This window comes from Mucilaginibacter pocheonensis (genome assembly GCF_031456535.1).
GTDB lineage: Bacteria > Bacteroidota > Bacteroidia > Sphingobacteriales > Sphingobacteriaceae > Mucilaginibacter > Mucilaginibacter pocheonensis.
In genome coordinates, this window is the sequence record NZ_JAVDUU010000004.1 from 597,261 (window position 1) to 618,779 (window position 21,519).

The 21,519-nt window shown below is 41.9% G+C and carries 19 protein-coding genes; 12 read left to right on the top strand and 7 right to left on the bottom strand.

The window, feature by feature from the left end:
• Positions 1–64 precede the first annotated feature (64 nt).
• Positions 65–523, bottom strand: coding sequence for an NUDIX hydrolase (locus J2W55_RS20690; protein WP_310100322.1), 459 nt, complete (start codon positions 521–523; stop codon positions 65–67).
• Positions 524–577: 54 nt separating this feature from the next.
• Between J2W55_RS20690 and J2W55_RS20695 the strand changes: the two genes are divergently transcribed.
• Positions 578–1,105: an SRPBCC family protein gene (locus tag J2W55_RS20695; protein ID WP_310100328.1), complete on the top strand. Its 528-nt coding sequence runs from the start codon at positions 578–580 to the stop codon at positions 1,103–1,105.
• A gap of 100 nt (positions 1,106–1,205) precedes the next feature.
• A complete protein-coding gene (locus J2W55_RS20700) occupies positions 1,206–1,790 on the top strand; it encodes a riboflavin synthase (protein ID WP_310100333.1) in 585 nt (194 codons plus the stop codon).
• Here the strand turns inward: J2W55_RS20700 and J2W55_RS20705 are convergent.
• A complete protein-coding gene (locus tag J2W55_RS20705; RefSeq protein ID WP_310100336.1) occupies positions 1,787–2,935 on the bottom strand; it encodes a tetratricopeptide repeat protein in 1,149 nt (382 codons plus the stop codon). The genes J2W55_RS20700 and J2W55_RS20705 overlap by 4 nt on opposite strands.
• 120 nt (positions 2,936–3,055) lie before the next feature.
• Between J2W55_RS20705 and J2W55_RS20710 the strand changes: the two genes are divergently transcribed.
• Entirely contained in the window at positions 3,056–3,343 is a 288-nt protein-coding gene (locus tag J2W55_RS20710; RefSeq protein ID WP_310100339.1) for a hypothetical protein, read from the top strand.
• A 28-nt stretch (positions 3,344–3,371) separates the two neighbouring features.
• Here the strand turns inward: J2W55_RS20710 and J2W55_RS20715 are convergent, their stop codons facing one another.
• Entirely contained in the window at positions 3,372–4,049 is a 678-nt protein-coding gene (locus J2W55_RS20715; RefSeq protein ID WP_310100342.1) for a hypothetical protein, read from the bottom strand.
• Between the two features lie 166 nt (positions 4,050–4,215).
• Between J2W55_RS20715 and J2W55_RS20720 the strand changes: the two genes are divergently transcribed.
• Positions 4,216–4,740, top strand: a complete 525-nt coding sequence (locus J2W55_RS20720; protein ID WP_310100345.1) for a DinB family protein — start codon at positions 4,216–4,218, stop codon at positions 4,738–4,740.
• 5 nt (positions 4,741–4,745) lie between these two features.
• On the opposite strand, the gene J2W55_RS20725 is transcribed toward J2W55_RS20720, so the two are convergent.
• The 4 genes from J2W55_RS20725 to J2W55_RS20740 form a co-directional block, all read right to left on the bottom strand.
• Entirely contained in the window at positions 4,746–5,747 is a 1,002-nt protein-coding gene (locus J2W55_RS20725; RefSeq protein ID WP_310100348.1) for a hypothetical protein, read from the bottom strand.
• A gap of 27 nt (positions 5,748–5,774) precedes the next feature.
• A complete protein-coding gene (hscA, locus tag J2W55_RS20730; RefSeq protein WP_310100350.1) occupies positions 5,775–7,631 on the bottom strand; it encodes a Fe-S protein assembly chaperone HscA in 1,857 nt (618 codons plus the stop codon).
• Between the two features lie 107 nt (positions 7,632–7,738).
• Positions 7,739–9,055 (bottom strand): MFS transporter, encoded by a 1,317-nt coding sequence (locus tag J2W55_RS20735; RefSeq protein WP_310100353.1) that lies wholly within the window; start codon positions 9,053–9,055, stop codon positions 7,739–7,741.
• Between the two features lie 99 nt (positions 9,056–9,154).
• Positions 9,155–9,964 carry an SDR family oxidoreductase gene (locus J2W55_RS20740; RefSeq protein ID WP_310100356.1) on the bottom strand — a complete coding sequence of 270 codons (810 nt, stop codon included), beginning with the start codon at positions 9,962–9,964 and terminating at the stop codon, positions 9,155–9,157.
• Between the two features lie 237 nt (positions 9,965–10,201).
• Between J2W55_RS20740 and J2W55_RS20745 the strand changes: the two genes are divergently transcribed.
• The 8 genes from J2W55_RS20745 to J2W55_RS20780 all read left to right on the top strand — a co-directional run bounded on the left by J2W55_RS20745 (position 10,202) and on the right by J2W55_RS20780 (position 21,519).
• Entirely contained in the window at positions 10,202–10,861 is a 660-nt protein-coding gene (locus J2W55_RS20745) for a FadR/GntR family transcriptional regulator (RefSeq protein WP_310100359.1), read from the top strand.
• Between the two features lie 26 nt (positions 10,862–10,887).
• Entirely contained in the window at positions 10,888–12,126 is a 1,239-nt protein-coding gene (locus J2W55_RS20750) for an MFS transporter (RefSeq protein WP_310100362.1), read from the top strand.
• A gap of 733 nt (positions 12,127–12,859) precedes the next feature.
• Positions 12,860–15,886 carry a SusC/RagA family TonB-linked outer membrane protein gene (locus J2W55_RS20755; protein ID WP_310100365.1) on the top strand — a complete coding sequence of 1,009 codons (3,027 nt, stop codon included), beginning with the start codon at positions 12,860–12,862 and terminating at the stop codon, positions 15,884–15,886.
• 20 nt (positions 15,887–15,906) lie between these two features.
• Positions 15,907–17,532 (top strand): RagB/SusD family nutrient uptake outer membrane protein, encoded by a 1,626-nt coding sequence (locus tag J2W55_RS20760; RefSeq protein WP_310100368.1) that lies wholly within the window; start codon positions 15,907–15,909, stop codon positions 17,530–17,532.
• Between the two features lie 148 nt (positions 17,533–17,680).
• The gene (locus tag J2W55_RS20765) at positions 17,681–18,523 is read left to right on the top strand and encodes a phosphatidylinositol-specific phospholipase C/glycerophosphodiester phosphodiesterase family protein (protein ID WP_310100371.1); all 843 of its coding nucleotides are present in this window, start codon (positions 17,681–17,683) and stop codon (positions 18,521–18,523) included.
• Between the two features lie 228 nt (positions 18,524–18,751).
• Positions 18,752–19,777, top strand: coding sequence for a hypothetical protein (locus J2W55_RS20770; protein ID WP_310100375.1), 1,026 nt, complete (start codon positions 18,752–18,754; stop codon positions 19,775–19,777).
• Between the two features lie 35 nt (positions 19,778–19,812).
• On the top strand, positions 19,813–20,637 hold the full coding sequence (locus tag J2W55_RS20775; protein WP_310100378.1) for a cytidylyltransferase domain-containing protein: 825 nt from the start codon (positions 19,813–19,815) through the stop codon (positions 20,635–20,637).
• A gap of 18 nt (positions 20,638–20,655) precedes the next feature.
• A complete protein-coding gene (locus J2W55_RS20780) occupies positions 20,656–21,519 on the top strand; it encodes a transketolase (protein ID WP_310100381.1) in 864 nt (287 codons plus the stop codon).

Consider the following 21,519-nt stretch of genomic DNA (forward strand, 5'->3'; position numbering starts at 1 on the left):
TTCCGAAGTATTAAAAACTTCGGAAGTTTTTAATATACAAGCATCGGTATGGAGTTAGTCAAACTCATTCATTATCTGCGGCCAGTTCCGTTATGAAATCCGCCTGTGCAGTATTAATTTTTATTTTGGCGATATCAAGATCAAACCAGGCTGCCCTGTCTATTTCAGGAAACGATTTTTGCTTGCCCGAGCGTGGCGGCCATTCTATTTCAAAGTGGTTGCTTTTTATAATAGCTGGGTCAATATCGCCCTCAACGGCCCATGCCAACACGGTTTTACCGCCTTTTTGAGTAATGGGGTTCAGCGGGATAAATTTCCCGGTAATAACTTTTCCTGTTTCTTCTTCAAACTCGCGTTTAGCAGCTTCCAGCGGGTCTTCGTCATTTAAAAATTCCCCTTTGGGTATCGACCAACTGCCATCGTCCTTGTTCATAAAAAACGGGCCGCCGGGATGCACCAGGAACACCTGAAACGTACCTCCATTTTTACGATACAATAGTATTCCGGCACTTTGTTTGCGCATAAATTAATATTTAAAAGCAAGTTAATAAAAGCACAATGTTTTATTGTTATTTTTATGACAAACCTAAGTACTTTTAATAAGGATATGACAGATAACAGGTGGACAAAATTTAAACTGACTGCTGATTTTGATAGCGATGTTCGCAGCATTTATGAGGCTTGGGCTACTCCTGCCGGTCTCCAAAGCTGGTTTTTACGCAAAGCTGATTTTTATACTATTGCCGGGCGCCAACGCGAAGCAGAAGAATTTATAAAAAAAGAAGATACATATTCCTGGTACTGGCATGGTTATAACGACGAAACCGTTGAAAATGGACAGGTGCTGGAAAACAACGGTGCCGATCTATTAAAGTTCACTTTTTCGGGCGGCAGCATTGTAACCGTTGATATCCAGAATAAATATGGACTAACATTGATTGAACTAACCCAGGAAAACATCCCGCCAGAAGATGACCCTTCAAAAAATCTCTACGTTCAATGCCAGATCGGATGGACATTTTACCTGACCAACCTGAAATCGATAATTGAAGGCGGCAAGGACCTGAGAAATAAACGGGTTGATCTGTTTACAAGTTTTAAATAAATAATACCGCCCGTCGTGCCGAACCCGCTTCGGCACAAATCTTTGATTTTCATATTGTCCTGACAAAAAACAACAGTAATATATTTAGCTTTGGGCACATATGTTTACAGGAATTATAGAAACGTTAGGAAAAGTAACCGACCTGCAGCAAGATCAGGGCAATTTAAACATCACCATTGAATCTGCCATTTCGCATGAGCTAAAGATCGACCAGTCTGTAGCCCATAATGGCGTTTGCTTAACGGTGGTAGCACTGGCTGATGGCTTGCATGTGGTTACCGCAATTGATGAAACACTGAATAAAACCAACCTCAGCCATCTTAAAGTTGGCGAACCGGTAAACCTGGAACGCTGTATGCAAATGAATGCCCGGTTGGACGGCCACATTGTGCAGGGGCATGTTGACCAAACGGCTGTTTGTACCTCATTTAAAGAACTCGGCGGCAGCTGGGAGTATACTTTTGAATACGACGCCTCAACGGGCAATGTAACTGTCGAAAAAGGGTCTATATGCGTTAACGGCATCAGTTTAACGGTAGTAAATTCAAAAGCAAATAGTTTTTCAGTGGCCATTATCCCCTACACCTTTGAGCACACCAATCTGCACAATGTTGGTGAAGGGTCAATAGTAAACCTTGAATTTGATATCATTGGCAAATACGTAGCCCGGTTAATGCAGCGCTAACGTGCCAGCTGGGTAACCCTAAGCCTGGAATAAGCAAGGTATTTTTGCTGTTTTCCGGGCGGTTTGCTTTGCATATATTTTTTATAATACTTTAAAGCTAACTGCTTATTTTTCAAATCGTTATCGTAAACAGAAGCCAACAAATAATATATAATAGGTTTTTCTGAAAATTGTAACCCTTTTTGATAAGCCCAAACTGCCTTCTGATATTTTTTGCGGGTTTGATAACTATCGGCCATTTCAGCATAATAATCACTTATATTTGAGGATATGCCTTCATTAATTGCATTATTAAGATTCAAGATCGCCCGTGGTTGATCCCCGAGCTCCTTATATGCAAGAGCGGCTATATAAAAACTGGTTTCTGATTGTTCTAAAGCAGGAATATCGGCAAAGGTTTCTACACTACACGCATAATTCTTTAGGTTATAATAAGCGGCGCCAAGCTTTGTTAAAACATATCCCGAACGGCTTCCCAGTTCTATCAGTTTTAAACAAGTATTTTTGGTTTCTTCAAACTTATCCTGCGATGAAGTAAGCTTGAGCAGGCTTTGTAATAAAATAATGTTCTCGGGATCATTTTCAATTGCCTTATTCAATACCTTTTCCGCCGCGATATATTGCTTCAGGTTCACGTACAGGTCGCTCAGGTCAGATGCTACATCCGGTTCAGCAGGGTTAAGTTTATTTGCTTTCTGAAAATAATAGGTCATGCTTCCAAAATCAAATTTATCTCCCGCTATTTTAGCCAGTTGCTTGTACACCAAAAAATTGGTAGTGTCCTTTTTAGCTATTAGCTTATAATAAGTTTCAGCCTTTAAGCTATTGCCCCTGCGCATGTTTATTGTGCCCAGGCTAAATAACACGGCCGTGTTGGTGGAATCGGCAGTGTACATACGCTGATAGTAAGCTTCGGCATCAGAAAGCCGCCCTGCCATTTGCGAGGTATAGGCCAGCTTACTAAGCACTTGCATGTTACTTACAGGTTCGGGGTTTGCTTTTTTCAGATATTCAGCTGCTTCTGCAAACCGCTGGTTCTGATAATAATCAAGCAATAAAGAATCATTCGCCGCAGGCTTTTGCTGGGACTTTGATGTAACTGACAAACAAAAAATTAAGAAAACAGATAATATAAGATTTTTCATAAATAACTAATTTATTAGTTATAACTAAAGTATTAGTTATTTATAAATTATCCAAATCCTAAACAATTTTTATTTCCTATAGTTAATGAGAGTATACTTTAAATTAAAAAACTCAACACTATGGATAAGTTAAAGAAGTTTGGACTGATGGAGAAAATTGTCCATGAATTGGAAGATCTGAAAAACAGTCAGCAGGCTATTATTACTAAACTGGCTAAAATTGAAGTAGACAATATAGAGCTGGGTGATAAAAGATTGGAAAAAGACCTGCCTGATATGCACCAGCGTGTGTCAGACAACCTGGACAACATTGTCAGCATCCTTGAAGACTTTGCTAAACAAACCGATAACTTTAGCGACAGTAATAACATACAGGCGTTAAAAGACCAGGAAGCCCTTAATAAATAATCAAAAATAAATCCCCGAAAACGGGGATTTATTTTTTGGCAACCTTTTCTGCATTGTGGTTGTATTTTTTGATGGCTTTGTAATAGTTTTTCCTTTGAATATATTCAAGGGCGTCAATGTCCTGTCCAACCATACGCTTTAAATTTTCGAGTGTCAATTCTACAATCGGACCATCTCCCTTTTGGATGCCCATCAGCACTGGGGGACTAAATCCGAAACCGTCTGGCTGAATGAAACTAAAAGCGGAATAAGCGTTTATAGTACCGGATACGGCTTTAAACATCCAGCAACTATCAGCTGATACCCCTCTATACCAAACCTCTTTTGATCCCCTGCTACCCAGGTTACGTGCAATACTTAACGTTTGAGATACGTATATTTTTTTATTGCGGTTAGTATCATTTTTGCTATAATTTTTATCAACGAATAACAAGTAGGTTTTATGTTTGGCCGTATCCGAATATATTTTGGAGCGCACAACAATCTTCGAGCTATCATTCATCGTTACCAGATAATCATATTTAGGATTAATACCATTGTCATGATTAAACATCATTTGCCTCATCGTGTTCTGCTGCATTTGCATGTTAAACTGCATGCTGTGCTGACTTAGGACATTATTAACAGCCCTCATGTTCTGAGCGTTGGCATGCTGCGCGAGTACAGTAAATAAAATAAGAGTGCAGCCCTTGTAAATAGCTTTCATATAATAAAGTTTAGATGGCTTAAAACTGCAATTTTAATCACAAATAAACAATCCCTTATTACATTATAGAAATGACGACAACGCAATTAAAATTATTTTATTAATACCTGATCACACTATATTAATTTAATAACTTAGTACTATTAACCACCACTAATTATAAATCATGAAAAAGTTAACTTTGCTGTTTACCTTGATGGTAACTGTATTCGCCTGCGCCACAGCAAGTGCCCAGGTTAGCAACGACCAAATGCTGGCCGATTGGCAACGTGCCAAAAACTACACCAAGGCCTACCTTGACGCCATGCCCGATGACGGTTACAGCTTTAAACCAACCCCCGAAATGCGATCATTTGCCGGACAGATGCTGCACTTAACAGATGCCAATTACTTTTTCGGTTCTACGGCGAGCGGCAAGCCAAGCCCGCTTGGAAAAACATCAGCCGAAAAAACCGTTGAACAAACAAAAGCGGCTACCACCAAAGCGGTGATGGACAGCTATGATTATGTGATCAGCGCTATACAGGGCATGACCCCAGCTCAACAACAGGAAACTGTTAAATTTGGCGGAAAAGATGTGTCAAAAGCCACTGTTTTAGGTAAAGCCTTTGAACACCAAACACATCATCGCGGGCAAACCACCGTTTACCTTCGTTTAAAAGGGGTAACGCCACCTCCCGAAATGCTTTAAACACGCTATTGGTATTGGATATAAATGGGGCTTGGCTTTAAGCTTAAAACTTCTTTTGGCGTAAGCATACGGTGGGGCGCGTTTTTAATATCGTTCTTGTAAAACAATTTAAAACCCGTAAACTGCACCGGTTCCTGCGCTATAAAGTATTTATAGGTGCCCTTTTTAAGCTCTGGTCCGCCCCATCCATCCATATCCATCACTACCTGTACCTCGTTGCGCAGCTTAATATCCTTATAGTTGGTTACCATGCGTTTTGTAAAACGGTGTATTACAAATATTTTTGGCGGCAGGTTATATTTTTTAGTCAGGTTGCTTAAATAGCCGGTTACATAATTAATATCATCGGCATCAAAAGTTCCTATACGCTTTCCGGGCACACTCCCCTCTTTCATTGAAAATTCCGGGTCAATACCCAAATGTACATTTGGCATACGCATATATTTTTCCAGCAGCGGCAGTTCGGTTTTTACCGTGCTAAAACCCACCTGTATATCTAAAAACACCAGGGCATTAATCTCTTTGGCCATATCCAAAACCTTGTCAATCTGGCTAAAAGGCATGCGCAAATTGTGTAGCCCATTGCGGCCGGCATCGGCCTGGGCGGTTACACAAATATAGTGCAGGGCCGGTACCACGGGCGTAAGCGTATCTGCAGCCTCCCAAACCTTAACCTCGCCTTTTAGCTTGGCTAACATCTCTTTGGGCGCATACTGGCCTAAAACCCCCATATTTTTGGAGTATAAATTACCGTAATAAGCCACAATACGATTAAATGGTAAAATAGCCCCCGGCAGCGGATAAGGAGCATTCTTTACCGGCCATTTCCCGGTTTTATCGCCATTGGCAAGGCGGGTCATTAATGAATCGTACCTTAGGGTGTCAAGCGCAGGAGCACTTTTACCGGAGGTATCCTTAGTTAAACGCGCGAAAACCCTATTTGAACAACCGGTTAAAAAAACAACCGTAACTATTAACAATGCTGATACCCTTGTGATCCTCTTCAAAATTTGTAACCTTATTTATGGTGTATGCTATTCAATACTCTTACCCTTCATGGCTGTGCTGATGGCCTGATCCATCAAACGCTCGGCAAACGGGCGGGTAAACTCGTTTATCTCGTCAATACGTTTCAATATCAAATCCTTATCACCCGTAGCTATGGCCGCTTTTAAAGCAGCCAGGTGCTCATTGGTCTTTTCGGTTTCTTCAGTTGTAACGTAGCTGCCGTTCTTTTGCAAAAAGCGTTCCACAGTGTATATCATTTGTTCACCTTCGGTACGGGCCTCTATCAGCATGCGCTGGCTCACATCGTCTTTGGCGTGCGTAATACTATCCATCAGCATCTGCTCAACCTGCTCGTCGGTAATACCATAAGTAGGCTTTACCTCCACCTCCTGCTTAACCCCCGAACGCAGTTCAATAGCCTGAATGGTAAGTATGCCATCTGCATTCAACAAAAAGTTAATATCAACCTTAGGGAAACCGGCCGGCATAGATGGTATACCTTTCAGATTAAATTCCGCCAGTTTGCGGTTTTCTTTGATCAGGTCGCGCTCGCCCTGGTATACGGCTATTTTCATATTCACCTGTCCGTCAACAGATGTAGTATACTGACGGCCGCCCTTGGTAGGTACTTTGGAATTACGCGGGATGATCACATCCATCAGCCCGCCCATGGTTTCGATGCCCAACGATAGCGGGGTAACATCAAGCAATAAAATATCTTTACGGTTGCCGGCTAAAATATCAGCCTGAATAGCGGCTCCCAGGGCAACTACTTCGTCAGGGTTAAGATCGTCATGTACCGGGCGACCGAAAAACTCCTCCACCATTTTTTTAACCAGCGCGGTACGGGTTGATCCGCCAACCATCACTACCTCATCAATATCGGTAATATTTAGCTTGGCATCTTTCAGTGCGTTTTGGCAGCAGGCAATGGTTTGCTGTACTTTTGGTAATATCAGTTCTTCAAAAGTGGTACGGTCAAGGGTGCACCAGATGTCGCCTATTTTTTCATTAAACAAACTTTGGTGTGCAAATGATTTTTTTGCTTCTTCAGCTTTAAGGCGCAGTTGCTGGGCAAGCTCATTATCAGCAATTATAAGGGCTTTGTCAAGATTATTTTTTCCTATCCAGTAGTCAACAATAATGCGATCAAAATCATCGCCGCCCAAAAAGGTATCGCCATTGGTGGCCAGTACCTCAAAAATACCATGCTGTATTTGCAGTATGGACACGTCAAACGTACCGCCGCCCAGGTCATAAACGGCAATTGTTTTTGTTTCTTCGGGATCCAAACCTATACCATAGGCCAAACTCGCGGCAGTTGGTTCGTTCACAATACGTAATACATCAAGGCCGGCCAGTTTACCGGCATCACGCGTTGCCTGGCGCTGCGAATCATTAAAATAGGCGGGTACCGTAATAACAGCACGGTTCACGGGTGTTTTCAAAGCGTGTTCGGCCCTGCCTTTTAACTCTTTCAGTATCAGGGCCGATAACTCTATCGGCGTGTAAAATTTGTCGCCTACCTTTATTTTCACCAAACTTTCGGTATCATCATCAATAACCTTGTATGAGAAAAAGTCTTTATAATTTTCAATGTCATGATAGCTGCGGCCAAGCAGGCGCTTAACCGAGAATACGGTATTTTGCGGATCAGTGATCAAAAACTCTTTGGCCTCATTACCAACCAAAACATCGCCGGTTGGTCCAAAATGAACCACAGAAGGCACTAAAACACCTTTACCTGTATCATTGATTACATGCGGTTGTTTATCCGGATTGATGAATGCCACCAGCGAATTGGTAGTGCCCAGATCAATACCAACAATAATATCCTCTTTTTGTATGGAACCTGTTGCCAGGTTGATAGAAACTTTAGCCATTGCATTAAATAACAAGCCGCAAATGTACTTAGTTTTGATTGATGCTGTGTCTTTTCAATCTCTAATTATGTTTTTTGTCTGGTTCAGACAAATTCCTGCTCAAACAACTACGCTGCCACAGATTCGGCCGACCGCACCCTTGTTTCAACCACCATGAGCGATATCAGCAGTATGAAACCTACCGCGAAAAAACAATCCAGTACCAGGGCAGAGTCGCGCATTTCATGGGTTATGGCCTCAACAAAGCCAAAAGTAAAGAGCCCAACCACAATGGATAATTTTTCGGTAACGTCATAAAAACTGAAGTACGAAGCCGTATCCGGGATGTTTTGCGGAATGTATTTAGAATAGGTTGACCTTGACAACGATTGTACACCGCCCATAACCAAACCAACCACAACTGCCGCTGCATAAAACTGGTGTGCGTTGGCCACAAAGTACACAGCCCCGCATATAACGCACCAGATGGCAATTATACCTGCTAACACCTTGGTGTTACCATATTTAGCCGACATTTTAGCCGTAATGGCTGCCCCAATAATGGCTACTATCTGGATGAGGAGGATAATGGTTATCAGATCTTCCTCGGGCATTTTAAGCTCTTTTGCGCCAAAATTGGCGGCTACCAGCAGGATAGTTTGTACCCCCACCGAGTAAAAGAAAAAAGCCGGTAAAAAGCGTTTTAATAATGGCATTTCCTTAACTTTTCGCCAAACCTTAACCAGCTCTTTAAACCCGCCTGTTAGTACATTATACTCATGTGACCCTGCATTCGGAACGCCTTTAGGCAGCAGATAAAACGGGATGAGCGAAAAACCTATCCACCAGATGCCTACGATAAGGAATGATAAACGTGCGGCAACATCATCAGTAATGCCAAATGTTTTGGGCGACAATACAAACACAAAACAAAGTACCTGCACTACAATACTGCCTGCAAAACCATAAATAAAACCCTTGGCACTTACCGCGTCCTGCTTATCTTCTGTTGCTATTTGGGGGAGATATGAATTATAAAATACAAAGCCGCCGCAATACCCCACAGATGCCAGGCCAAAGCAGATCATCCCGAACACAAAGGTATCCATCGTAAAAAAAAACAAACCGGCACACGCCAGGCTACCCATCCAGGTAAACAGCTGCATGTACAGCTTTTTATGGCCTTTATAATCGGCAATGGAAGTTAATATGGGTAATATGGCTACTATAATAAGATATGATAATCCTAATATATAGCTGGACAGTACCGTATTTATATACTTATGACCCAAAAAAGTAACCATGTTGCCATTTTGCTTATTAGCTGTAATAGCCACATAATAAGCCGGAAAAATGGTTGAAAGGATAACCATATTATACGACTGGTTGGCCCAGTCAAACATGGCCCAAGCCCATATGGTTTTTTTATCGTTCTTTTCTTTCATTGAAGTGGTCTGCTGAGTGATGAGCGGTTGGGTGTAGCAGTGAGTGATGTTCTTGGAGATTAACTTTAATTAAAACTCAGCACTCACTACTAAAACCCACTACTTTATCCCATAATGGTCATTCATCAGTTTTACAAATATAGAGCCGGGCAATATGGCTTTAAGCGTGGGTACAATGGTTTGCCCAAACGCCCCTACCAGGTAGTTATGGGCAGGGTTTGATTTGGCAACTATTTTGCAAACCTGATTAGCCACCTTGCTGGCATCGCCGCCAATACTTTCGTCTTTTTCCATGTTGGCTACTGCTGCTTCAAACTCCTTTTTCAGCTGCTCATTAGGCAGGGTAAAGGGCAATTTTTCGCGACTGCCGGTAAAATCGGTTTTAAAGTCGCCGGGATTAATTACTGAGACTTTTACACCGGTATTTTGCAGTTCCATACGCAGGCTTTGCGAATAGCCTTCAATAGCAAACTTAGAGGCGCTATATAAACCCTGGTATGGCAAGCCAAATAAACCCGCCAATGAACCAATGTTGATCACCAGGCCCTGCTTTCTTTCGATCATACCGGGTAAAACGGCGCTGCTTACACGTACCACGCCAAAAAAGTTCACTTCAAATTGCTTTTTTGCAGCGTCAACAGGCATGGCGTACAATGGGCCGGTAATTCCGTTACCGGCATTATTAACCAGTACATCTATCCTGCCTTCGGCATTAATTATCTTTTGCACACCTGCATTTACCGAAGCATCGTCGGTAACGTCCATTTCCAAAGGTTTGAATGATACCCCCTGTACGCGTTTTAAATCGCGGCTGGTACCATAAACAATATGTCCCTGGGCCGAAAGTGCATTGGCCGTAGCTAAACCCAAACCAGATGAAGCTCCGGTTACCAAGATTACTTTTTTCATTTTTTATTTAATATGCGATGCTTTTAAGTTTTATAAATAGAGCCGTGAAATTATGATTTATCAAGCTATAAAATTATAAATATTGCAGATTAAAGAAAGTAATTTATAAAACCCCCATCAGCCGTTTTAATATCCCTCCTAAAACTACAGAGCATTGCTATTTGTCCTGCCATGTGCTATTTTTTTCCAAAAAATTTTGTTTTAAATGGAAAACCCCTACCTTAGTCATCAGATGATATGATGATTACCGCTATACATAAAAGATCACTTGCCGAAGAAGTTGCCGAGCAATTGCGGGCAGCCATTGCCGACGGTAAATACCAGGCGGGCGAACAGCTGCCTACAGAGCCCGAACTGATGAAACAGTTTGGCGTTGGGCGATCGTCGGTTCGCGAGGCCATACGTATCCTGGCCAATTCGGGCCTGTTAAGGGTGCAGCAGGGAGTGGGTACTTTTATTGAGGCCCCTGCCGGTATCACAGAACCGTTTCACCAGCGTTTAAAACGGGCCGAATCACAAGATCTTGACGAAGTGCGACAGCTGCTTGAAATGAAAATCGCTGAAAAAGCAGCCGCCAATCATACCGCAACCGGTATCAAAAAAATAAAAGCCATGCTTGATAAACGAAATGCACTGGCGAAAACCGGTCCGCTGGAAGATTGTATCCAGGCCGATATTGACTTTCATATGAGCATTGCCGAAGCTGCCGGCAACCCAATCCTTACCGATCTGTATCAGTCATTTTCATTGCAGCTTAAAAGCTGGTTTTTAAAGGTTCATGTTAATATGGATAAATTCAGAGAGACCGATATTTTACACGAAGATCTTTATGAAAGTATTAAAGCCCGTGATGGTAAAAAAGCCTGGAACTGCATTGCAAAGATCATTAATAAATAATTTTGTCTACAAATTCATCAGATGATATGACGAATAATTCTGTAACCAAACCATTAGAAAAGACCAAAACTATAGCCGAACAAACGGTATACTCTATACTTTTCACCATCAGCTTGTCGCATTTATTGAATGACATGCTGCAGTCTCTTATACCTTCTATTTATCCCGTGGTTAAAACCAAGTATAATTTAAGTTTTGGTGATATTGGTTTAATTACGCTGGTCTTTCAACTTTCAGCCTCGCTCCTGCAGCCCTTTGTAGGCATTTATACCGACAAAAGGCCAAAACCTTACTCCTTATCAATTGGTATGGGTTTTACGTTATTAGGGTTAATATGCCTGGCTTTTGCATCGGGATTTTATTGGCTGCTGTTGTCTGTATGTTTTATAGGGATAGGCTCCTCGGTATTTCATCCGGAATCTTCAAGAGTGGCATATCTGGCATCCGGCGGAAAGCGCGGACTTGCTCAATCTATTTTTCAGCTTGGTGGCAACGCCGGAAGTGCCCTTGGGCCTTTACTGGCAGCGCTGATTATAGTTCCGTTTGGCCAGACAGGTGTCTTGTGGTTTTCATTAGCAGCATTGCTGGCCATCATCATCCTCATTTATATAGGTAAATGGTATAAAGGGGCTATGATAAGGACATCAAAGGCCGCAAAGGTGGTACAGCACAACCATCATTCTTTATCTGCCAAAAAGGTTACACTTTCGGTTATTATCCTTTTGATCCTTATTTTTTCAAAATTCTTTTACCTGTCAAGCATAACGGGTTATTACACTTTTTTCCTGATCGATAAATTCCATTTGAGCGTACAAGGCTCACAATTTCATTTATTTATATTCCTGGCCGCAGTAGCAGCAGGCACGCTGGCCGGGGGGCCGTTGGGCGACCGTTTTGGCCGCAAATACATCATTTGGATATCCATACTGGGCGCAGCGCCGTTCACTATGATGCTTCCATACGCCAATCTGTTCTGGACAAGCGTTCTGTCAGTAATTATTGGCGTTATCATATCGTCGGCCTTTTCGGCCATATTGGTTTACGCGCAAGAGCTTATGCCGGGAAAGGTGGGTATGATCGCCGGGTTATTTTTTGGGTTTGCTTTTGGCATGGGTGGTTTGGGTTCGGCTGTGCTGGGCAGACTGGCCGACAGTACCAGCATTAATTATATTTTTCAGTTGTGCGCCTATTTACCGCTAATAGGTATCCTCACCATGTTTTTACCCAACATTGAAGGAAAGAAGAAAAAATCTGCATCGGTATAGTGTTTTTCCTTTTATAGAAATAACGCGATTGCCATAAAATCCGGTCCTATTTGCCAATTTTACTGCCTGTAAACAGCGCTTTTGCAAAATATTAAAAGCTTTATTAAGCTAAAATTAAATTATTTTTAAACAGAAAACGTTTAAGTAATATTGCAGCTAATTAAATTAATGTTAATACACTTACTTTTATTTACGTAAATTTTACTTACATCTATCTAACTGATTACAGGTTAAACCAAATTATAAATCAACTTCCGGTCGCATTTTTATTTAGTTATGTTATATGACATGGCATTGTTGTTTCAAATTTTCAATTACGATAAACCTCATAAAACCAATTAATTACATCATAAAGCAGCTTGTTAAATAATCTTTATCACGAATAATAAACTAAAAAAACACTTGCAAATGATTTACCAATGCCTAAAACCAAACTTAAAAACCTGCAGCTTTTTAAAGCTTGATCCGTACAGCAGTTTTGCATTATGCCCTTTTTAAGTAACCGTTAGCTTTTAATTAAGGGGATATAACCCTCCTTTTACCTGTTTCATTCCAATATTATTGCAACAAACAAATTATCAACAACTTATACAAAAACAAACCATTTACTAACCGTTATCACACACAAAAGCTAATGTTCACTTGACAATTTCCTAACATGCGCATCATTCCTTTGCAGCGGAAAATGCGATTTTCTGAGTTCAATTAAGTTCATAATTTATATAATTCATTTATGAAAAAAATTTACCCAAGTTTTTTTAAAAAAAACCACCTATACAGGCAATGCTTAATGATAGCTTGCGCTGTACTACTCACCTCATTGCAGGCGTTTTCACAAACCGGCACTATTGTAAAAGGAACCGTAACCGACGAAACCAACACCCCTTTGCCGGGCGTTGTGGTAACGGTTAAAAGTTCGGGCAAAGGAACCTCTACTAATAATAACGGCGGCTACACAGTTACCGTCAACGGTCCTGATGACGTTTTAAAATTTACGTTCCTGGGTTCGGTACCAAAAGAAGTTACCGTTGGAAACAAAACAGCAATTAACGTTACCCTTGTAACTGATACCAAACAACTAAAAGATGTGGTAGTTATTGGTTATGGCACATCAAGCCGCAAGGATGTTACGGGCGCCATAACTTCGGTAAAGGCCGAAGATTTTAACGCCGGTGTATTAACTACTCCTGCCGAGTTGTTACAAGGTAAGGTAGCGGGCTTGAACATTACCAAAAGCGGCGACCCTAACAAACAACCGTCAACTATTTTAAGGGGGCCCTCAACCCTTCGCGAAGGCGCCGCGCAACAGCCATTTTATGTAATTGATGGCGTACCGGGAGCATCGATTGACCTTTTGGCACCTGCCGATATCGAGAGTATCGATGTATTAAAAGACGCGTCGTCAACAGCTATATACGGTTCACGTGCCGCGAACGGTGTAATTATTGTTACTACACGCAAGGCTAAAACCGGTCAGACCCGCTTAACATACAGCGCTTATGGCGCTATGGAAAAGGTATCAAAAAACATTGATGTACTTACCGGCGACGAACTGCGCAAATATTTAACCGATAATGGTGTGCCTAAATTGAGCGTGGCTGATGATGATGGGTCAAATACCGATTGGCAAAAGCTGGCCGAAAGAACCGGTTATTCTCAAAACCATAACATTTCATATGGTGGCGCGGGTACCAATTCAGAATACGGTGCAAGCGTAAACTATTTAAAAAATAACGGCATACTGAAAAACAGTAGTTTGCAGCGTACCATTTACAAAGGCTATATCAACCAGCGTTTTTTTAACGATCGTTTAAAGCTGGGCATTACCCTTACCAACAGTGCGACCAAAAACAACGATATATTCCAAAGCCAGGTATTATCGGGTATTTTATTCTATTTACCAACAGTTAGTCCGTTTAACCCTGATGGCTCTTACAAAGAAAACTTCACCCGTACAGGCAGCGGGCCATTGAATCCGCTATCTTTAATTGATAATAACTTTACAAGGACAGAAAACAACAAAACGCTGATCAATGGTTTTGCTTCGGTTGATATCTTAAACGGTTTAAAATTTACTATATCAGGGTCAACCCAAAAAGAACAAAACAACGTTAATACCTACTCTACCAGCAAATCGGGTATATATGTTAACCAAAATGGGGTAGCGGTGCGTAGCGCCTATACCAATACCAGTAACGTTGTGGAAGCTTATTTTAACTATGACCGTATTTTTGGTCAGCATTCATTAAAGTTATTAGGTGGGTATACCTACCAGCAGGACCGTAATAACGATGGCTTTGGTGTACAAACTCAAAACTTCTCCAATGACGCTCTGGCCTATAATTACTTAGCTTTCTCTAACCCTACCCAGCTTTCGCAAATTGTTTTTAATCCAAATTATAATATAAACGGCACTACCCCGCCAACCTATATTTCTACTTTAAGGTTAATATCTTTTTATGCACGTGCAAATTACCAGTTTGCTGATAAGTACCTTGTACAGGCATCATTAAGAGAAGATGGTTCGTCGGCATTTGGTTTAAACACACGTCACGGTTATTTCCCTGCGGTTTCTGTAGGCTGGAAAATAATTAGCGAAGATTTCATGAAATCGGTTCCGGTTATCAGTGATCTGAAATTTAGGGCTGGCTATGGCGTATCAGGTAACAGTTTAGGATTCGATGCTTTTACCGCCCAGTTAATTTACGGCGTACCTCCGGGTGGTGGTAAATTTCTAAACAACGGCAATATTGTTAACCCTATTGGCCCGGTGCGTAATGACAATCCGGACCTGAAATGGGAAAGTACGGCCACTACCAACATTGGTTTGGATTTTGGCATACTCAACAACCGCATCACTGGTTCTGTTGATTATTATATCAAGAAAACATCTGATCTGATATATACCTATCCGGTATCAACAACGCTGTATTTTTATCCATTCTATACGGCTAACGTAGGTAAAATTAAAAATAGTGGTGTTGAGGTTGTTCTGAATGCCATACCGATAAAATCACAAAGCTTTACCTGGCGTACCTCACTAAACTTTTCACATAACAAAAACGTGGTGCAAAGTTTATCAAATAACCAGTTTACACTTCCTTCCATACAAACTGCTCAGTTGGGCGGCAAAGGACAATCGTTTCTTTATAGCCAGATCATACAACCGGGCTATGCTATTGGCACTTTTGACCTCTGGCATTATATGGGTAAAAACGCCGACGGTATAAGTACTTATCAAACTGCCAATGGGTCAGTAATAGCAGCGCAGCCGTCTACCAACGATCAGTTTATTAAATACGATGCACAGCCCAAACTTATTTATGGTTGGAGCAACAGTTTCTTCTATAAAAACTTCGACCTTAACTTCCTGGTTCGCGGCGTGTATGGTAACAAAATTTTAAATGCAACACTTGCCGGTTTAAATAACCCCGCCGACTCAAAAATCCAAAATATTCCACAATTTACTTTAGGCGAATCATTCAAAGATATCAATGCTTATCTGATCTCTGATCGTTTCCTTGAAAGCGGTTCCTACCTGCGTTTGGATAACGCTACCCTTGGTTATACCATTAAGCCACATATCCAGGCGTTTAAGAGCCTGCGTTTTTATGCCTCAGGTAATAATCTTTTCATCATTACAAAATACCGCGGCGTTGACCCGGAAATTGATATGGGCGGTTTAACTCCCGGGATCGATAACAGAAACTTTTATCCTAAAACACGCACTTTCAGCTTAGGCATAAACGCATCATTTTAATAACAGTTAAACAAACAAAAATGAAAAAGATATTCATATTATGTGCCGCGATAGTTGTGACGATGGGCACATTCTCTTGTACAAAATTAGATGTACCTGTTGAATCGCAATACGTAAAATCAAATTTCCCGGTAACCGATGCCGATTATACGGCATTGCTGGGCACCATTTATTCAAACCTGTCATCAAGCTACGCTGTTCCTTACTGGAGGATGCAGGACCTATCAACCGACGAGGCTATTTTACCTGCCCGCGACGGTAACTTTGACGACGGTGGCCAATACAGGCAATTACATTATCATACCTGGACTTTTGACCATCCGAACGTTATTGGGGTTTGGCAATGGGGTTTTGGTGGTATTAACACCTGTAACCGTATCATTAGCGTTATCAATTCATCTCCGTCATCTGAGGCAAAAAAGCAATCATCAATTGCCGAGGTTAAAGCCATGCGCGCATTATACTTGTACTTTATGATGGACCTGTATGGTAATGTGCCAATCATTACTGATTTCCCCGTAAACGGACAACCGGCAACACAACCACGTGCCAAAGTGTACGCTTTTATTGAAAGTGAATTAAAGGCTGTTTTACCTTTGCTACCTGCCAAAAGCAATAGCTCGGTAACAAATACAATGCAATATGGCCGCCCTACTAAGGGAATGGTATTTGCCTTGTTGGCAAAAATGTACCTGAACTCTGGTGTATATGTTGGAACTAACCGCTACCAGGAAACAGTAACCATGTGCGATAGCGTACAGGCTAATACCAATTATTTTCTGGATGCCAGATACAGGGATATATTTTTACCCAATAATGGTCCTACGATCAATGAAACCATATTTGCCGTTCCTTATGACCAGCAAATACCGGGCAACCAGTTTACCCGTTTCGGGTTCTTCTTTTACCTGGCACAGGCCTATGGTTTCAATGTAAATTTAAGTATTGCCATGAGCACTACTCCGGAGTTTTACAACCGTTTTAACATCCCGGGAGACGACCGTTCAAAAACATGGCTGGCCGGCCCGCAATTTTATCCGGATGGCAATGGCGGCTTTACCAATCAGCCGGTTTACTATCCTGCAGCAAATGGGGTTCCGCCAAACACACAAGTTAACATTATACCTACATTAACCCTAACCGGATTAAAACCGATGGATTTGGGTAACAGTATACTTACCTCACAGTCAGAGGGTGTAAGGTCAATCAAATACTATCCGGATGTTAATATCATACAGGCCACCCGCTTAAACAGTAATGACGTACCCGTATTCCGTTTAGCCGATATATACCTCATGAAGGCCGAAGCTATACTGCGCGGAGCCACACCAACCACCATAAACGGCGAAACACAAACCCCGTTAACGCTGGTAAACAAACTGCGTACCCGCGCTCATGCTGAAACTGCTACATCAATTGACCTTGATGGCTTGCTGGATGAACGTGCACGTGAGCTTTCATGGGAAGCATGGCGCCGCAATGACCTGATTCGCTACGGTCTGTTTGAAAAAGAATATCCGCTGCCGGTTGCCGGGGGGAAAACGGATGATCTGAAAATGAATACCGACCCAACCCGCAGGTTATACCCTATTCCTTCTACCGAGTTAAAAACAAATCCTAACCTGAAACAAAACCCGGGTTATTAATAAAATACATGAACAAGTAAAAAAAGGGGTTGCTTATTAAGCAACCCCTTTTTGTTTACTGAATATTAATATAAATAAAAGATTCTTTAACTATAAGCTAACATTCTAAATATACTTAACAGGTACCTTTGGGCAACAAAAACAATTAATGATGCAAGCAGCAAGCCTTTGCCAAAAGCACCTTAAATCATTGTTATTAGCTCTTCTGGTATTTTCTGCCTTTAATTCCTGCTCTCAAAACATCCCGCTCGCCAATGCCTTCGCGCATAATGACTACTGGCACAAACGCCCGCTTTATGACGCGCTTGATAACGGTTACACACACATAGAAGCAGATGTTTACTTAAGGCATGGCAAATTAATTGTTGCCCACCTGTTCCCGCTTTTTAAAAGGCACCGCACACTGGAGCGCCTTTATCTTGACCCACTCGCGGCATGTATCAATGGCACAAACGGGCAGGCGCCCCGCATTGTTTATCCGCTCACGCTCATGATCGATATCAAATCAAATGCCGCTAAAACTTATGAGGCGCTGTCAGTGGTGCTTGAAAAATATAAAAGCATACTTTCCGGGTATGAGGATGGCGTATTTGTGCAGCGCCAGGTTACTATTGTAATAACCGGTCACAAACCGTTTAACATACTAAAAAGCGAGCAAAACCGCCTCGCGTTTATAGATGAGGATTTGCTGAAAGTTCAGCAGGATACATCATCAACTGATGTTTACCGTACCGCAAGCTGTCGGTATTCAAAACTGGTAAACTGGAACGGCAACGGCGCATTCCCTGTACCGCAAAAACAGCGACTGCGCAACTATGTCGCCATGGCGCACAGGTACGGTAAAAAAGTAAGGCTATGGGCCTCGCCAGAAAACCCGGTTGTGTGGAACGAACTGCTGGAGTGCGGCGTCGATCTGATTAATACCGATAAGCTTCCCGAACTTAAAAACTTCCTTACCAGCCGGGTTACCTTCTCGGCAAATGTAAAATAAGTAAACCCTGTGTATTTTTTAAACATTCAGTTTAAACTGTATTAATACATAATTAATTATATCATAACCTAAAGTTATCATTATATAAAAGTAACAGCCATACATTTAATTATCGCGGTAACTTAAAAATGCGGAGCGTATTATTATAAATTTCTACCCCCATTTAGTACGGCATAAAGCGTATTTGCAGTAAATATTTACCTCACAAACAAATATCGATCATTATAGATGCAGAAAATACTGTTTATCACCGGTTCTGTAAACCAAACATCGCAAATGCACCAGATAGCGACAGAACTCCCCGACTTTGATTGCTGGTTTAGCCAGCTGTTTACAGATAACCGTATATTAAACCTGCTCATAAAACATACCACATTACTAAATGGAACTGTATTATCAGGCCAGTTTAAAACAACTGCCGAAAAATACCTGCGCCAGCATAACCTGCAAATTGACCAGGGAGCAAAATTAAACCATTATGATCTGGTAGTTTACTGCTCAGACCTGGTGGTACCCGCGCGTATGCGCCAATTCAAAACCATTTGGGTACAGGAAGGCATGGTTGATAAGTACACCATCATGAGCAAGTTGGTAAAAAGCCTGGGTTTGCCCCCTTTTCTTTGCGGAAACACTTCATTGAACGGCTCTTCAAACGTGTGCGATGTTTATTGTTTAGCGTCTGCCGGGTATGAGGAGTTTTTTATTGAAAAAGGCGCCGACGGCAAAAAAACAGTAGTTACCGGCATGCCCAATTATGATAACCTTGCCCAGTTTTTAAATAATGATTTTCCGCACCATAACTATGTTATGGTGGCTACTACTGATATGCGCGAAACCTACCGCTTTGAAAACCGGCCGGCCTTTATTAAAAAGGCTGTGCAGATAGCCAATGGACGGCCGATGCTTTTTAAGCTTCATCCTAATGAGATAGTAAAACGCGCAGAAAAGGAGATCCGCAGGTACGCCCCCGCCGGAACAATGATTTTCAGCACCGGAAATACACAGCACATGATAGCTAATTGCAGCGAATTAATAACCCAGTACTCTACAGTGGTGTACACCGGTATCGCTTTAGGCAAAAAGGTGCATTCATGGTTTAACCTTGAGCAGTTAAAAAAGCTCAGTCCGCTGCAAAACGGGGGCAGTTCGGCTAAAAACATAGCCGAGATATGCCGCGAATATATTAACCATACCGGCCATAAAAAGGATTTTGACCCCAAAAGGGCTTTAACCGGCCAGTTATCAGAAATTTAAACGACTAATTATTGACAAACCAAATACACAAATAAATGGCAGATAAAGTGTTGATCATTGTACAGGCGCGTATGGCATCAAGCCGTTTACCTGGTAAAGTAATGTTGCCTGTAATGGGCAAAAGCCTGTTGGCGTTAATGATAGAGCGGCTGCAAATGATACAGCATAAGGCAACTATAGTGATTGCCACTACGGTTAGTCCTGATGATGATATCATTGTGGAGGAGGCAAATATGCTGGATGTCCCTTATTACAGGGGCGACCAGTATAACCTGCTTGACCGCCACTACCAGGCAGCTGTGATACATCAGGCTGATGTGGTATTAAAGATCCCTTCTGATTGCCCGTTGATAGACCCACGTATCATTGACGATGTACTTAGTTATTACTTTAAGCACAGGGGAATGTATGACTATGTGAGTAACCTGCACCCGGCTACTTATCCCGATGGCAACGATGTGGAGATCATGACGATGGATTGCTTAAAACAAACCTGGAAAAACGCGGATAAAAGCATGGAACTGGAGCACACTACGCCTCATATATGGGAAAACCCGCAACTGTTCAGTATTGGTAATGTGAGCTGGGAAACCGGTTTGGACTATTCCATGTCGCATCGTTTTACTATTGACTATCTGGAAGACTATAATTTTATCAAAACGGTATTTGAAGAACTTTACCAGCACAATAAAAACTTCTCCTGTCTTGATATTATCCGGTTGCTTAACCGCAAACCCCACATTTACCAGATCAACGCCGAATACGCCGGGGTTAACTGGTATCGCTATCATTTAAACGAATTAAAAACCATACATCCGGAGCAAACCAGGCAAATATCCGGCTTTTTGTTAGACAGCTGAACCAAAAAAACATATACAGTGGAAAATAAAGAACATCAATACCAGGAAACACAAGCTATCGCTCTGCGGGTAAGGGAGCATATTGTTCGCATGTCAACGGCAGGTGGCTGTTTCATCGGAGCTTCACTTTCGGCGGTCGACCTGATCGTGTTCCTGTACACCGAATTTTTAAATGTCACTCCATTTAATTTAAACGATCCCAACCGCGATTACCTGTTTCTGTCAAAGGGGCATGACGTGCCTGCTTTATATGGTACATTAACCGAACTGGGTTTCCTGCAAAAAGAAAGGCTCAGCAAACACCTTTCATCAGATGACCACGTATACTGGCACCCAAACACCAATATCCCCGGTATTGAGTTTCATTCGGGTTCGTTAGGTCATTTGCCATCAGTAGCTATGGGTGTGGCTATGGATCTGAAAATATGCGGAAGCGATAATAAAGTAGTATGCATTATGGGCGATGGCGAGCTGAACGAGGGTTCCTGCTGGGAATCGGTGCTGGTGGCCAATGCCTATGGTTTAGATAATCTGATCTTTGTGATCGACCGCAACCATTTTCAGGCTAATATGCGCACCGAAGACCTGATTCCGCTTGAACCGCTTATACAAAAATTTGAATCATTTGGCGCGGCGGTAAAGCGTATAAACGGCCATAGCTATACAGAGTTGCATGATGCCTTTAACGCCTACCCATTTCAAAAAGGAAAACTCAATGTTGTAATTGCCGATACCGTTAGAGGCAAGGGGCTGCCCAGTATTGAGGAACGGGCCGACCGCTGGTTCTGTAACTTCTCGGCGCCGGAGATCGATCAGCTCCTGCTGGAATTGTATGGCGAGCATACTACCTCATTAACATCAGAAACTTTAATTGTAAGATAA

Coding starts and splice junctions, on each gene's coding strand:
- J2W55_RS20690 (WP_310100322.1), bottom strand. CDS start 523: ATGCGCAAACAAAGTGCCGGAATACTATTGTATCGTAAAAATGGAGGT.
- J2W55_RS20695 (WP_310100328.1), top strand. CDS start 578: ATGACAAACCTAAGTACTTTTAATAAGGATATGACAGATAACAGGTGG.
- J2W55_RS20700 (WP_310100333.1), top strand. CDS start 1,206: ATGTTTACAGGAATTATAGAAACGTTAGGAAAAGTAACCGACCTGCAG.
- J2W55_RS20705 (WP_310100336.1), bottom strand. CDS start 2,935: ATGAAAAATCTTATATTATCTGTTTTCTTAATTTTTTGTTTGTCAGTT.
- J2W55_RS20710 (WP_310100339.1), top strand. CDS start 3,056: ATGGATAAGTTAAAGAAGTTTGGACTGATGGAGAAAATTGTCCATGAA.
- J2W55_RS20715 (WP_310100342.1), bottom strand. CDS start 4,049: ATGAAAGCTATTTACAAGGGCTGCACTCTTATTTTATTTACTGTACTC.
- J2W55_RS20720 (WP_310100345.1), top strand. CDS start 4,216: ATGAAAAAGTTAACTTTGCTGTTTACCTTGATGGTAACTGTATTCGCC.
- hscA (WP_310100350.1), bottom strand. CDS start 7,631: ATGGCTAAAGTTTCTATCAACCTGGCAACAGGTTCCATACAAAAAGAG.
- J2W55_RS20735 (WP_310100353.1), bottom strand. CDS start 9,055: ATGAAAGAAAAGAACGATAAAAAAACCATATGGGCTTGGGCCATGTTT.
- J2W55_RS20740 (WP_310100356.1), bottom strand. CDS start 9,964: ATGAAAAAAGTAATCTTGGTAACCGGAGCTTCATCTGGTTTGGGTTTA.
- J2W55_RS20745 (WP_310100359.1), top strand. CDS start 10,202: ATGATGATTACCGCTATACATAAAAGATCACTTGCCGAAGAAGTTGCC.
- J2W55_RS20750 (WP_310100362.1), top strand. CDS start 10,888: ATGACGAATAATTCTGTAACCAAACCATTAGAAAAGACCAAAACTATA.
- J2W55_RS20755 (WP_310100365.1), top strand. CDS start 12,860: ATGAAAAAAATTTACCCAAGTTTTTTTAAAAAAAACCACCTATACAGG.
- J2W55_RS20760 (WP_310100368.1), top strand. CDS start 15,907: ATGAAAAAGATATTCATATTATGTGCCGCGATAGTTGTGACGATGGGC.
- J2W55_RS20765 (WP_310100371.1), top strand. CDS start 17,681: ATGATGCAAGCAGCAAGCCTTTGCCAAAAGCACCTTAAATCATTGTTA.
- J2W55_RS20770 (WP_310100375.1), top strand. CDS start 18,752: ATGCAGAAAATACTGTTTATCACCGGTTCTGTAAACCAAACATCGCAA.
- J2W55_RS20775 (WP_310100378.1), top strand. CDS start 19,813: ATGGCAGATAAAGTGTTGATCATTGTACAGGCGCGTATGGCATCAAGC.